This window comes from Saccharicrinis aurantiacus, assembly GCF_947489045.1.
GTDB classification, from domain to species: Bacteria; Bacteroidota; Bacteroidia; order Bacteroidales; family Marinilabiliaceae; genus Saccharicrinis; species Saccharicrinis aurantiacus.
The window spans coordinates 23755-38619 of the sequence record NZ_CANLCN010000031.1 but is presented as its reverse complement, the minus strand read 5'-3'; the positions used below and the strand labels follow the sequence as shown (position 1 = coordinate 38619).

General features: G+C 35.7%; 11 protein-coding genes. 4 read left to right on the top strand and 7 right to left on the bottom strand.

Annotated features, from left to right (window positions below; all coding sequences use genetic code 11):
• Positions 1-58 precede the first annotated feature (58 nt).
• Together QMO11_RS21110 and QMO11_RS21105 are read right to left on the bottom strand one after the other, a co-directional pair.
• On the bottom strand, positions 59-346 hold the full coding sequence (locus tag QMO11_RS21110) for a hypothetical protein (RefSeq protein ID WP_282039868.1): 288 nt from the start codon (positions 344-346) through the stop codon (positions 59-61).
• A 542-nt stretch (positions 347-888) separates the two neighbouring features.
• Positions 889-1788, bottom strand: a complete 900-nt coding sequence (locus QMO11_RS21105; RefSeq protein ID WP_282039867.1) for a transposase — start codon at positions 1786-1788, stop codon at positions 889-891.
• A gap of 243 nt (positions 1789-2031) precedes the next feature.
• Here QMO11_RS21105 and QMO11_RS21100 point away from each other — a divergent pair, with 243 nt between their 5' ends.
• Positions 2032-2532, top strand: coding sequence for a T9SS type A sorting domain-containing protein (locus tag QMO11_RS21100; RefSeq protein ID WP_282039864.1), 501 nt, complete (start codon positions 2032-2034; stop codon positions 2530-2532).
• Between the two features lie 12 nt (positions 2533-2544).
• Positions 2545-3357, top strand: a complete 813-nt coding sequence (locus QMO11_RS21095; protein ID WP_282039862.1) for a cadherin repeat domain-containing protein — start codon at positions 2545-2547, stop codon at positions 3355-3357.
• 138 nt (positions 3358-3495) lie between these two features.
• Here QMO11_RS21095 and QMO11_RS21090 read toward each other — a convergent pair whose 3' ends face one another.
• Both QMO11_RS21090 and QMO11_RS21085 read right to left on the bottom strand, forming a co-directional pair.
• Positions 3496-5910: a glycoside hydrolase family 88 protein gene (locus tag QMO11_RS21090; RefSeq protein WP_282039861.1), complete on the bottom strand. Its 2415-nt coding sequence runs from the start codon at positions 5908-5910 to the stop codon at positions 3496-3498.
• A 60-nt stretch (positions 5911-5970) separates the two neighbouring features.
• A complete protein-coding gene (locus QMO11_RS21085; RefSeq protein ID WP_282039860.1) occupies positions 5971-8442 on the bottom strand; it encodes a glycoside hydrolase family 2 protein in 2472 nt (823 codons plus the stop codon).
• Between the two features lie 162 nt (positions 8443-8604).
• On the opposite strand from QMO11_RS21085, the gene QMO11_RS21080 reads away from it, so the two are divergent.
• Together QMO11_RS21080 and dpp5 are read left to right on the top strand one after the other, a co-directional pair.
• The gene (locus QMO11_RS21080; protein WP_282039858.1) at positions 8605-9756 is read left to right on the top strand and encodes a hypothetical protein; all 1152 of its coding nucleotides are present in this window, start codon (positions 8605-8607) and stop codon (positions 9754-9756) included.
• A 121-nt stretch (positions 9757-9877) separates the two neighbouring features.
• Positions 9878-11947, top strand: coding sequence for a dipeptidyl-peptidase Dpp5 (gene dpp5 / locus QMO11_RS21075; protein ID WP_282039856.1), 2070 nt, complete (start codon positions 9878-9880; stop codon positions 11945-11947).
• Positions 11948-12034: 87 nt separating this feature from the next.
• On the opposite strand, the gene QMO11_RS21070 is transcribed toward dpp5, so the two are convergent.
• The 3 genes from QMO11_RS21070 to miaA all read right to left on the bottom strand — a co-directional run bounded on the left by QMO11_RS21070 (position 12035) and on the right by miaA (position 14807).
• Positions 12035-12244: a putative signal transducing protein gene (locus QMO11_RS21070; RefSeq protein ID WP_282039855.1), complete on the bottom strand. Its 210-nt coding sequence runs from the start codon at positions 12242-12244 to the stop codon at positions 12035-12037.
• Between the two features lie 44 nt (positions 12245-12288).
• Positions 12289-13689: an adenylate/guanylate cyclase domain-containing protein gene (locus QMO11_RS21065; protein ID WP_282039853.1), complete on the bottom strand. Its 1401-nt coding sequence runs from the start codon at positions 13687-13689 to the stop codon at positions 12289-12291.
• Positions 13690-13886: 197 nt separating this feature from the next.
• Positions 13887-14807, bottom strand: coding sequence for a tRNA (adenosine(37)-N6)-dimethylallyltransferase MiaA (miaA, locus tag QMO11_RS21060; RefSeq protein WP_282039851.1), 921 nt, complete (start codon positions 14805-14807; stop codon positions 13887-13889).
• Positions 14808-14865 lie beyond the last annotated feature (58 nt).

Genomic DNA, 14865 nt, shown 5'->3' with positions numbered 1-14865 from the left:
CTAAGAAACCCTCTTTAAATATAGACATCATAGATAATGACCATATTAATAAGGCTGCTTAGATCGAACTCACGTTAGGATAGTGCGTATAACCATCCGTTAATGCTACTATAGCTCTAAAATCATTATCGCGTAAGTCATCTAAATGTTCTAAATCAGATAAGGCTTTATCCTTGTTAATAGACTTGTTTAATGCTTGGTTCAGTGTAGTAATTTCGTTAATTACACCAGCCAAGGCTGTATCTTTAGTTAGTAAATCGGCACTAAATACACCAATAATTTTACTAACAACATTGTTTAGCTCGGCATTTCGCATAGAGCTTAAAACTTTCTGAATAATCTTCATAGGTATTATTTATTATAGTTTAGATAAAAGGGATTTCGTTATTATTTGTACAAGGGCTTCATTTTATAATCACGTGTGTACAAACAAACACGCGGTTAATAATTTAAAGGGGCGTGTATGTTTGTATACAAAGGGTGTTGTGCCAGTTTGGCGTATGTACAAACGTAAAAAGTATCTCCCGAGTCCAGTTCGTAAAAAATACAAACGTATAAAGTGCTCCCCTTGCCAGTTTGGCATATTTAGGTTTGTATAAAGTGCAAAATGACTTCAGTTTGTGCTTTATACGTTTGTACACAAGCTATTTTTAGCCCAGGTACCTTATGTACATTTACACACGCCTGTATACAGAAATTTTGAGTGCTTGATAAAATTGTTTTCGAAGATGAATTGGCTGCATGAGTATACCGCAGCTTTGCAGATTTTATTTATTGGGGTCATTATGTATAGGTTAAAAATTCGGATTACGAAATTAATGAAATACAGCAGAATAACAAATCTCATGTAACTTATTATACCCATCAAGATATTATTCGAATCAAGGGTTAAAAAGCATAATTTATAAATGCGGCAGACAATTTACCAAAGGCATGTACAATCAAGCCTTTGGTTGACCTAACTTTACTAGCTCTCTGAATATCTGTTTTCTCAATTATCCAAGAGAACATAGCTTCGATGGGCTGTCTCAGACTGGAAACCGCTGTAGAAAATAAATCATCTGCGGCTTTTATTCGTTGCCTAATAATTTCAGGCATACCTTTGATCGCCTTTATTGGTGTTAGCATCTCTGAATTATACTTTATTTTCATTTCCTCATTATGCTCATGATTCATATAAATCTTATCACCAAAGAAAGTCCTATTATACATCTGCGACCAAGCTTCTTTATAAACAGTAATGTCGTTAACCGATGCTGGGGTGTAAAGTACTTGCTCTGGGAATGGTAATGTTCCGTTTCGTCTAAAACTTAGCATGTGTAACTTCATGCCATAGTAATACAGCCCTTTTGTGGAGCAATATCCTTTATCTATTATTTCCCTAGCTACCTTACCATTTCTTTTACCTGAGCAAGTGATGATGGGCATGGAATCCAGTAGGTTTTGGTTGATTATGCAATCATCAGGTTGAAAGTCTCTAAGCAATAATTCAGATAACCTTGTAAATGCACCATCTAATCGATTTAGTCGATTATTATAAGCCTGGTAAGAACCAAGCTTAGGGAACCAATCCAATAAGTAATCACAAGCAAATTTATGTATCTGCTTCACCTTTGTATACCCCTGATATTGGATACCAAACAGATATATAGTCATTACTTCCTCATCAGTAAACTCTGGTTTTTTATTATTACTGAAACGTTCACAGTAATATTTTAATTCATCAAAATAGTCACAGACCAAGTCGTATATTCTTACTAAATTGTAGTCCTTATCCTTGAGAGTCATATCTAAAAGTCGCTTCGAAAACAACTTTAAGATACTGATTTTCAAGGATTTAAACAATTTTAAAACTTTGGAAATCAGACTCTTAGCCAACTTTTTTTATTTAATTCTCAACCCTTGATTCGCATATATTATTATCATATAGTATATGCGGAAGAAACCATGCCCGCATCTACTCATGTTTGTGCTTATACTTTTTATAGAAAGAAGTATATTGCCCTCAATAATCTTAAATTAGTTCTAAATATGAGAAAACGAAAAATGAAGTTTTGTGTTGTATTACTTCTAGGTATAGGACTTGTAGGAGTTCAAGCTCAAAGTATTTTAAATGTAAAAGTTGGTTCTGAGAATTTCACACATGAGATAAACGGAATTAGAAAGCTGACCTTTACAGGTGATAATTTAAACGTAATTACTTGGGATGCTTCTACAAGTAATTTCGCCCTAGCAAATATTGATAAGCTATTTTTTAGCGATACACCCACAAATATGCCTCCAAAAGGAGCAGCTTTAAACCAAATAGAGCTTTTCCCTAATCCTGTACAGGATATCTTAAATATTAAAAATAACACTTCAGATAACTGCAATTGTATAGTCGAAATTCTCGATTTAAAAGGTACTATTCTGCAAAAAGAAGACCTTGGTGCTATCAATAGCATAAATGTTTCAGTATTGCAAAAAGGCATGTATATATGCCGTGTTTATTACTGTGATAAAATTGAGAATCTTAAATTCATAAAAAACTAAACCCAGATGAAAATGATAGCAAGAATAAGTCTAGTATTGATATTGTGTGTAGCTGCAATAACGGGGAATGCACAAGAAAAAATGTATGTTTATAAAGATGGTGTAATAATATTTCAGGAGGAAACAGTTGAGATTGACAGTGTTCTTTTTCAACAAGCAGATTACGGGGATCCTATAATACATGATGATGTTTATTTAGTTGGAAGTTTCAATGACTGGGATACAGATAACGCTTACCAAATGACACAAGTTGGAGATCGTAAATTTGAGTATACTATTTTTGAAGCGTCTGATATATTATTTAAATTCCTCGGGGAGTCTAAAAATTGGGATACTAAATTCGGTATAGTTAGATATTCAGAAGTAGGAGAAGGTGACTACATATTAACTTCTGAAGACGAGTGGGATATATCTTTACCGGATGGCTCTTGGCATGTGCTGGTTGATTTAGATAAAAATATTGTTTCCATAACAAAAGAACAAGAAATATATATCGTTGGGGATGCTACTGAAGCAGATTGGGATCCGGCAACAGGTATACGCTTAATCAAAAATACTTTAAGTGGTACTAGTACTGCCAATGTTACTTTTTTGTCAGAGGACTATACTTTTAGGTTCTTAGGTCAAAATACAGATTGGGGTCCAACTACTTGGTTTTACGATGATTGTTACTCCGTTGAATCGATACCAAGCGGGTTAGTGGAGGCTGCACCAGTCAATCAATATGGTGAAATTAACTTTAGGATGACCGAAGAAGGAGAATATAAGGTAGAGGCTTCTGTGCATACATCGGGAAAACTGATGTTTGTATTTACAAAATTGTAATAGAACTTGTTTAGCCATTTGGGGATTACTCACAGTTTTCAGTATAATTTAAAACAGCTTTATAGTAAAAAGGCACAAAGAACGTTTGATATAACGGTTCTTTGTGCCTTTTTTATCATGTAAATAAGTCCAAAATATCTAATTCGGTCTCTCCAAAATAACACCCTTCACATTGGCGTCGTAATTCACAAAAGTATCCCAAGGTCCATGTAGCCATAAAAGTACTTTGTAGCCCTCGTTGGCCACAGCAATAGGTCTGATATTTTTGTATTTTGAGTGAGATGTTATGGCTTCCCATTTAATGGTGGTGATATCGTCGGTGGCATTAATTGTAGCCCCATAAATCTCGTGTCGTCCGCCTAAATCTTCGCCTGTAGATGGATTCACATCCGTGGAGATATAAACTTGTTTTGGATCAGTAGGGTCAAAAGCCATTAAACCCGTGTACGAACTCTCAACATAATATAAGCACTTGCCAGCATAGGCAATTTCGCGGTCGTTCCATTGCTTGCCATCCCACGAGGCTATTCTGTAGCGGTGATCGCTGTTGCTTAAATATAAGGAGTATCCAATGTGCGGATTTCCAGAGGCATCTTGCCCCATTGCACAAGTCCAAGCACTGTTTGGCACACTCTCGCAGCCCTCGGGTTTATGGTTGTTCTCGCTACCAGTATATATTTTTTCGCCTTCAGAAGTACCCAAAGGGCCCTCTGTAATATCTTTAATTTTAGTGCCATCTACTTTGTAAAAAGCCCCATCTCTGAATTGCGCATAATACAAACTATTGCCATACTGACGAGGATGTGCATCGGTATACGAAATGCCAATAGTGTTGGCATTGGGTTGAGCGTAGCGTGCGTAAGGTCTCTGACGCCCTTTTAAATCATTAGCAATAAAATGTGTGCGGTTTCCCCATGTTAATCCCTCGTCATCCGAAGTAATAAAAGAAGGATTAAAGGTTTCGCCATCGCGATAAAAATTATACAATTTACCTTCGTTCTTCAAGACATATAAATTCATATAAGTAACACCACGGCGATCGTTATACGTATATTTAAATTGCTGCGGATCTCCCCATTTTAAATAATCGTTGGTAGATGAAATGGCATAATGGTGCATTTTTTCGTTGCCGTGTTTGGCCCACATAGCCAATATACTGCCATCAGAACGGTTATAAAGTGCGGGTACATCGTGGTCGTCGGCCTGTAGTTCTTTATGTAAGGTAACTTTACCATCAATGGTTTCCGATTTTAAATCGAAGATGCCCACGTTCACATCGCCATTTTGCCCATCAAGACCGGCAATAATGAGCTTTCCGTTTTTAATGGTGGCTCTAGGATCTTGATACCAACACCAACCGCCATTCTCCATCATGGTGGTGTATACATCTTCAGCTTTATTTTCATCCTCCGAAGGATAAAAATGTTGAATGTACTGATACATTTGCGATCCGGCAGCTAAAAAAGCACCACTTCCGTATAGTTCAGTATAATTAGGATAACTTAATCCGGGTGCCGCTCCAACGGGCTGAACATAGCCTAACATACCTTCGTTGGTTACTGCACTGGCTAAGGCACTCCAAGCTTTAAGCAATACTGGTTCGTAGGTTTCCTTATCTAAAATTCCGTTTTGTATGCCCCAAGCCAAGCCAAAAGTGAAGAAGGAAGTACCGCTCGTTTCTATATTAGGATAATCGGCAACATCGCCTAATAAACCTGCCGACCAAGTGCCATCAGGACGTTGAATGCGCTTTAGGGTTTCCGACATTTCTTGAAACAGTTGTACGTAAAACTGGCGTCCTTCCCACTGCTGAGGAAACTCAGGAATCATTAAAGCCAATCCGCCATAAACCCATCCATTGCCGCGGCCCCAAAATAACTTCTCGCCATTACTTTCGGTTTTTGTAAGGTATTTCTTATCTCTGAAAAATAATTTTTCCTCTTTATCCCACAGTCTATCGTAGGTCATATGGTACTGTTTATCCATATAATCTAAGTACTTTTTGTAGCTAGTAATTTTGGCCAAACGTGCCCAAACAGGTGGAGCCATAAAAAGGGCATCGCACCAATGCCAGTGCCAATCGTTGGCTTTATCACTTTTCATAAGGGCATCAAACTGTATCATGGTTGGGCGCATCATATAACCTTTGGCAGTAAGTCTGTTCAAACTTAAATAAAATTGCCCCACTGCATGATCATCGGCATGATACATACGCTTGTGCAATTTCCAATTGTACTTTTGGCCCATCTCAACCAGCCAATCAGTGTATGTATTATCGTCGGTAATTTCACTAAACTGATACAAGCCAGCATAAAAAGTAGCCGGCAGCCATTCTAAATCGTGATACTGATTTCTGTGATGCCATTTTTTGCAATCTTCAGGGGCAGGCAAGGCCCTGTATTTGCCTTGCTCATCCCATGTTTTTATTTGCCAATCAGCTACACTTTTGCTTAGCTCAAACACCTCCTCTGCCTTAGGTATTTTTGGCGAGGAGGAGCATGAACTTATTAATGTAAGGATGATTAATTGGAGTAATACTGATGTAGATTTCATAGGTTTATTTATTGTTATTACGTCACCTTAAGGTATTTGTTCTTATTTCAAGCTTTTATCTTATTCCCCTGCACCAACTCTTTCGTACAAGTTTTTTTCAGCTTTTTCAAAGCTAATAAGAGGCTCTATTTCTCGTATTCCCATATCGAATTTGTCTTTTTTATTGGCCAAAGATTTTACTTTAATATAGCGCTGCTCTTGCTGTTTCGGATACATAAATGTTTCCTTTAACGACCATTGGTTTATTTTTCCGGTATATAAAACAGTCCAGTCTTCACCATTCAGTGAGCCACTGATTTCAATATTATTCAGATATACATCAGGATCGAGAAAAGTGATACTGATACCATTTACCAGGCTGATTCTTTTTAAATCGAGAAGAAGAGATGCTTGCTCATCGGCAGCCCAATAAGTAGCAGTGTCATTATCTAATACTGATGCAGCTGCATGCCCAGGTAATTCTTTACTTGCCGAAATACCATAAGCCGACTGTGATACATCGTAAACTACATTGCAAGTATGTTCATAGCTTTTACCATTTTTTATTCCTTTAGCTAAAAGCGTATTGTTGCCTTCTTTTAAATTAACATTCCATGTAAACCCTTTCCTTTGCGAGCCTAAGGATTTGCCATTAAGGAAAAACTCTACTGATTGCAAATTGGTGAATACACGATATTGTTTTTCTGCTTTACCACCACGTACTTTCCAGCTAGCAGATGCAATGTAAACCACAGGTGTATCGCTCCATTTTGATTGTAATAAGTAGTAGGCATCTTTCTTTTGTCTATCAAAAGTAACTAAGCCTTTTTGGTTTACGTGGGGTTTCGAGTCGCCCCTATGCGCAGCACCAAAGTCGGCAAACGACCAACGGTTCACACCGCAAAGCCAATCCATTTTGGCAAACTGATCTAAATGCGCTTCTAAAAAATCGTTCTGGTATTCAATACTAAAATCTTGTCGAACCGGATGATCTGTGTGTATATTCATATCTGAACCTGCACCAAATTCCGATATAATTAATGGAATACCTGGATTCTTCTTTTTCAAATCAAGGCAGCGATTGGTTAAATCGTTGTAATTGGTTTTATACCATCCTCGGTATAGATTGTAGCCAAATACATCCGGAATTTGGTTCACTAAGTAGTCGCACGATCGGTCATTATCGCCATTAACCATTACTGTTTTTCGCACCGGATCTTCTTTATGAGCAATCTCATTTAGCATATAAACAATATCATATACCTGTGCTTTACCATCACCTCTGTCTTTCATCCATACCTCGTTGCCCATTCCCCAGAGTATTATTGAACTATGATTATAATGCTGATAAATCATATCAGTCATCATCGATTTTAAGGTGTTTTTAAAACCATCGTTATTCTTAAAGCCATTTACCAAAGGAATCTCTTCCCACACAAGCATACCCAATTCATCGCATAATTGTAGCATATAATCATCTTGCTGATAATGTGCTAATCTGAGCCAATTAATGCCTGCCTCCTTCATTAACATTAAATCATCATAATGTAATTGTAACGGAACTGCATTTCCTTTTTTATAGTAATCCTGATGGCGATTAATTCCATTTAGTTTGTACGATTTTCCATTTAAAAAGAAACCTTTATCCGCCGTAAATTCAAACCAACGAAAACCGTAATTACATTCAACTTCATCAACTACTGTTTTTCCTTTTAGGAGACTTATTTTTAATTGGTATAAATTCGGATTCTCAGGCGACCATAAATTGGGGTTTATAATAGTAGGCATTTCAAACTGTGGTGTTATTTCAGAGTTTGCTTCTACACTTATTTTCTGTTGCAGTTCAGAAACAATATTTCCGTTTGCATCTTGCAATAGCATTTTAAGTGATAACTTACTTTTCTTTTGCGATGCATTATCAAGCTTCACACGTACTTTTAAGTCTGATGATGTTTGGCTTACCTTTTCGCTCCAAACTCTAAAGCCCGGGCCACCTAATTCCTTGCGCGATATACTTATCTGAGGTCCTTCAATTAATTGTACAGAACGGTATAATCCACCATAAAAGTTGAAGTCGGCACTTGTTGGCGCAATTACCTGACTATTGGCATTGGATACCCAAACATCAATTACATTTTTCCCTTCCTTTAAATTCACAAGCTCGCAGGTAAAGGCACCGTAGCCTCCAAAGTGATGCGTCAGTAATTCTCCGTTTAAGTATACTTTGCATTGCTGGCCAGCAGCACCAAAGCGGATGTAATTACGCTTTTGCAAGTGTTCTGCATCAAAAGTTATATTTTTACGATACCACGATGCTGCTCTTCGGTAATCTTTTGTTTCTAATACATCGCTTGCATTCCAAGTATGAGGTAAGTTTATTTGTGTATATGCACCATCCTTTTCGCGGGGTAAATCTTCTGTATCTTTTTCAAGGTAGAGCCAATTCTCATTAATTGTGTTTGTATTGGGCCAATGTACCTTAGTTTTGGGAGCATTGGCAAAGGCCATTATGCTAATTAATAGAGATAGTGTAAGTGTTATGATCTGTTTCATCATCTAGGTTTTAAAATTGATAAAGGCAAATAAAGAGTTTCTACCTTAAATAATTATCTTTAACCTATCTGTAACGGTAGCTGTAACCGTTACGATATATAATTATAGGTTGATTACTAGGTGTTAAAAATTCACTACACAGAAACGCATCTCATAAATAATATGCCCTCTAACGAAGAAAAATTAGAAATAATAAGCCAAATTACAGAAAGTAAAACCTTTCAAAAAGCTACAACTAGTTCTGCTCTTTTGAAATATTTGGGTAAATGTTGCATCAATAATACTTTTTTGAAAGAAGATATTATCGATCTCGAATTCTTCGGAAATAAAGGACCAGTTGAAAAATCGAGTACTCGTGTTAGGGTGAGTATGTATAACCTGCGTAAAAAGTTAGTTGATTATTACAGTAACGAGGGAGCTGACCAACAATGGAGAGTGAATATTGAAAAGGGGCAATATAAATTAAGTTTTGAGAAACAACAACGAACAAGTAATAGCAAGCGAAATATTTTTAGTTTACGAGCGTTACCCTATGTTTTATTAATTGGTATTATCGCCATTTTGCTATTTTTTCTTCTTATTCCAAAAAGAGTACCTCAATTATGGAGCGAATTTTTAGAGGAAGATAAATCTGTAACCCTATTTATTGGTGATGCCTTTGGAATACGAGGTAAAACAATCACTGGTAATGATGGCTTTACCCGAGATTACTCTGTTAATTCGCTTGAACAGTTTTATAAATTGTTAGAGAAGAAACCTGAATTGAAGAATAACTTAAGTGCTTCACATTATCAGTATTTTACCAATATGGGAGCAGTTGCTTCAAAAAATATAGCCCAATTGTTCTCTACTTATCAAAAAGACTTTGCTATTAAGTATAATTCTAACGCATCGTTTGAAACTATAAGGGCAGGGAATTCCATATATATTGGTCCACTCTTCAACAATAATAAGTTTATTGGTTTGTTTAATAGTGCCAATCCGTACCTTACGCTTTATAAAAATAAGTTGCAGATTAAGGATCATCCTAGCTTAGGAAGTAGCCAAATAAATATTGCCACATCAGGGCAGGTGGTTGATTACGCTATAGTTTCTAAATACCCTGGGCCCATGGGAACAACACAGTTTGTATTTTTCTCAAACCATGATATGGGAGCTTCGGCAACCATAAGGTATTTTACAAATTCCGATTCTATAAAAGTTTTCACTCAGAAATACCTTCAGGATAAGTCGTATTTTACAGCTATTTATAAGGCTACCGGAAAAGAGAGAACCAGTTTAGATTTGGAACTGATTAAGGTAATTCCTTTTTAAATTATAGTTCTTGGGTCAAACAGAAGTTCTATATTCAAAAAAGAGTGGTTTCTCATCCAACGAATTGTAGCTATATTGCGGCAAAATTCATTACAAATCAATAAATACAGTTATGCAAAAAATGAAACTACTATATGTAGCTAGTTTGGCTTTGTTATTTGCTTGTTCCCCAGCAAAAAAGTCAGATGCAGGGTATTCAAATAAGGATATTGAAATTTCCTCGGATAAACTAACGCCAGAATTAATGTGGCAATTGGGTAGGGTAGGTAATGTTTCGGTATCGCCCGATCAAAGTACTATTTTGTACACCATTGCTTACACAAATATTAAAGAAAACAAGAGCTATACCGATGTGTACACCATGAATGTGGACGGTAGCAATAAAAAGCAAATTACAAATACGGTTGCAAATGAAAATGCCGTAGTTTGGAATGCTGATGGTAGCAAAATAAATTTTATTTCGTCGGAATCTGGAACAAGTCAACTTTGGGAAATGAGTGCCGATGGTTCTAAACGTAAGCAACTAACAGATATTAAAGATGGAATTACAAACTTTTTAATTTCTCCTGATGGTTCAAAATTCGCTTACACAGCCGAAGTTAAATTAGATGAGGATATACACGATATTCACCCAGATTTACCTTTAGCAAATGCACGTATAGAAAACGATTTAATGTATCGCCATTGGGATAGATGGGAAGATGAAAATTACAGCCACGTTTTTATTGCAGCTATGTCGGCAATGGTAACTTCCGGGACTGATATTATGCCTGGCGAGCGTTTTGATGCGCCATTGAAACCATTTGGTGGGGTTGAGCAATTAGCATGGAGTAAGGATTCGAAAGGATTAGTTTATGCATGTAAAAAATTAGAAGGTAGAGCTTATGCCGAATCTACTAATGCTGATTTATATTTATATAACACAACAGATAAGTCAACCATTAACCTTACAGAGGGAATGATGGGTTACGATTTAAATCCACAGTTTTCTCCTAATGGACAGTACTTAGCTTGGGAGAGCATGGAACGTGATGGTTATGAGTCGGACAGAAATAGATTATTTGTGCTAGATGTAAAAACAGGTGTTAAAACTGATATTACAGAAGGTTTTGATTATAATGTTCATTCCATTATGTGGGATGCATCCGGAACTGAATTAAGTTTTACAAGTAATTATCATGGATGTAATCAAATTTACAACATCACATTTGCTGATAAAAAGATTACTAAACTTACTGATGGTGTGCAAAATTACAATTCAGCCATTAAGGTTGGTGAAAAGTATATTGCCACAAAAACAACCATGAAACAACCTACAGAGATTGTTGTAGTTGATGTTGCGAAGGGAACCGATAAAAATATTAGCCAAGTAAATGATCATATTCTTGCTAAGATCAAAATGGGTGATGTTGAGAGTAGATGGATTGAAACTACCGATGGCAAAAAAATGCAAACTTGGGTAATCTATCCTCCTAATTTTGATAAGAATAAGAAGTATCCTACGCTTTTATATTGTCAAGGCGGACCGCAAAGTCCTGTAAGTCAGTTTTGGAGTATTCGTTGGAACTTTGAATTAATGGCTGCCAACGATTATATTATTGTAGCTCCGAATCGTAGAGGTTTACCAGGTTTTGGACAAGAGTGGAATGAGCAAATTAGTGGCGACTATGGCGGACAAAACATGAAAGATTATTTATCAGCCATCGATGCTTTAGCAGAAGAGCCATTTGTTGATAATGATAAATTGGGAGCTATAGGTGCTAGTTATGGTGGTTACTCGGTTTATTGGTTAGCAGGTAACCATAACGGGCGTTTTAATTCACTCATATCGCATTGCGGGATTTTTAATTTTGAGCAAATGTATTCTACAACCGAAGAGCAATTCTTTGTGAATTGGGATATGAAAGGTGCTTATTGGGATAAAGACAATAAGGTAGCCCAAAATACTTATGCAAATTCTCCACATAAATTTGTTGGTAAATGGGATACTCCAATATTAGTAATTCATGGAGAAAAGGATTTTAGAATTCCATATACTCAAGGAATGGGAGCATTTAATACTGCTAAATTAAGAGACCTTAATGCACGTTTCTTATATTTTCCAACGGAGTGTCATTGGGTGCTTTCTCCGCAAAATGGCATTTTATGGCATCGTGAATTCTTTAAGTGGCTCGATGAAACTTTAAAGTAAGCTTCTTAGCTTCTAGATATATAAAAAACGCCAAAGCATTTATTTTGCTTTGGCGTTTTTTATGAATCGAAATACAGCTACAAAAAGCTATAACTGTTCTTCTTCTAAAATTAGTTTTACACGTTCAATATCAGCTTCTGATATTTGCAACTCAACCTCGTTTGATTGAATGTGGTTTAGTACTTGCGTAGAATATTCATTTTTAAGGTAGCACACAATACCTTCTGATTCAAGTCTGCTTTTTAAAAACAATAAATCAATTTCATTGTGCGATGTTTTAATGGTTACTAAGCTCATGTTGTAAGTGTTTTTTAGGATTGAAATTGTTGTATGTAATTTCGCTAAGATATGTTGTTGGTTAACAACTTTTCTAAGCGCTCTATTTGATTGTATTTATTTACTTGTCTTAAGTTTCTTGCAGTTTCTGTAAAATATTGATGTCCTTTAATAAATGAAAGTTGGCGTTTTATCCAATCGTTATATGAGCCTATCATATCGCGAACCTTTAGTTCATCGTAAAGTTTCTCTGAAACAGGAATAAAGTCTGACCTTCCAAGATAATCTAAATCAGAATCACAAATTACTTCTTCCAATTTATTTTTGGGTTCAGGAGGATACTCCGTAGCCATTATTAGTTCACATATTTTTTCAATGATATCTTCAGGATAATGGTATTTTGCTAAAAACTTACGTGCTATAATTGTTCCATGATATTCATGCTGATCGTAACCCAAAGTATGTCCTGTATCATGAAAAATTGCAGCAAATTTCAAAATAAGTATTTCTTCTTCATTAAGACCTTCGGCCCAACCTATTAGCTCAACCCCAGTAACCACATCAATGGTGTGTTTTACATTATGGTAATAGAGGTTATTGGGTAATTCTTGCTCAAGCATATCCAAAATATGTTCTTGAATATCAATAAACTGAATAAGAGAATATTTAGTTAAGAATTTTCTGTTGAGCTCATTTGTTTTTTTAGCATCCTGAAGCTGAGGTAATAATCCAACTACTGTATACATTTCAATGGCACCTTTGTACTTAACTGGCATCTTTCCTGAATATTTGCACTCAAAGAATTCTTTAATAAGCTCGTAAGTCATTGATGAAATATGAATTTCACCCGGGTTACAAGCCATACCTAATCTACAGGTTAAATCTACAGAAGAGCCTGCTAAGCGAAATGGAGAAGACCTCCTATTTGTAGGCTCTGCTAAAACAGGGCCAGTATGAATGCCTATACTAACGTCCCAAAACGAACTGCCATTTTCGCCTCCATTTACATCAATTGCTGCTTGTTGCATTTCAAAAGCAGCTAAAATAACATCTATTGGGTTAGTTCTATTTTCTTCCAACATTCCTCCGCCAAAAACAAATGAATCACCAATAGTTTTAATTTTAACGATGGAGTATTTTTTTGCAATCTCGTCAAACAGAAGTTTTAGCTCATCTAATTTATCAATTAAGTTTTCGGCTAAAGGATGATTTGTGAGTCTTTTAAAGCCATCAATAGAAACGTATAGTAAGGAAACTCTATTAAACCTTTTTAAGTTACTGAGTTTAGAGCTTTTCTTTTTATCAATGTTGAAATTATGATCTGCAACAAGGTTTAGGTATTTATCATCTTGTTTTTGAATGAAATAATATCGCTCTGTAACCTTCTTCTTATCAACAGACAATGTGCTACTTCTTTTAGCTAAGCTTGATAATCTATCTAAGTATAATTCTAAATTGTCTTTCATAGCACTACATATAACAAAAGATGATTAATGGCGATATCTTATGTGGTTATAGAAATAAACCTAAATAAAAAACCTATACCCTCAAAATATACGAAGAAAGAATATTTAGGTTATGTTATGAGTGCTTTAATTCGGTAAATAGGGTAATTAAGATAATAAAAGGTATTATTTTGGGGATTAAAACTAAATGTTTTGATTTATAGAAGATCGATTATTTTAGATACTCTTGTTTTTATTGGTGTAGTAGCCTGCATCCATTTAATATCAATTCCTCCACGTTCCATTTTTCTAAAATAAGTCATTTGTCGTTTGGCAAACTGATGGATTGCTATATTTAATTGGTCGAACATTTCTTGGTGGGTTATTTTACCGGTGGCAAATAGCGTAAGAAATTTATATTCTAAACCATAATAGATTAGGTCTTCGGCACTCACTCCTTGGGCCATTATATTTCTCACTTCATCAACCATACCTTCTTCCAATCTGGATTTGAGACGCTTGGTAATTTTAGCTCTTCTTAGTTCTCTGTCAATATCAACTCCAATTATGAGAGGTCTTAATTCAGGGAGAGTTATATCAATTTCTGGGTTGCTTTTATAATATTCCTCAATTTCAATTGCTCTGATAGCCCTTTTTATTGTATCAACATCACTATTGTTATGCAGGTTTTTATACGACTTTAGTATTTCAGTAAGTTCAGCAAGTGTCTTATTCTTTAAGGTTTCTCTAAATTCAGGATTGGCAGGTACTTGTACCAACTTGAAATGTTTTAGTACTGCCTCAATGTACATGCCTGTTCCGCCGCACATAATTGGCATTTTACCTTTATTCTGAATTTTTTCAAAAGCCTTAAAAAAATCATTTTGGTATTGATATACATTGTATTTGCTTCCTGCTTCAACTATGTCTATGAGGTGGTAAGGAATTTCAGTTCCATTTATGGTATAGTCATCTAAATCTTTTCCTGTACCCAAGTCCATTTGTTTGTATACTTGGCGACTGTCGGCACTAATTATCTCACCATTTATATCGTAAGCCAATTGGGTAGCTAAATCAGTTTTGCCACTAGCAGTTGGACCAAGAACGACTATTAGATTATAATTTTCTGATTTTTTCATCGTTAAATAAGTAGAATTAGTGACTAAAAGTAAAGATGACCTGAATTTTATTAATTTT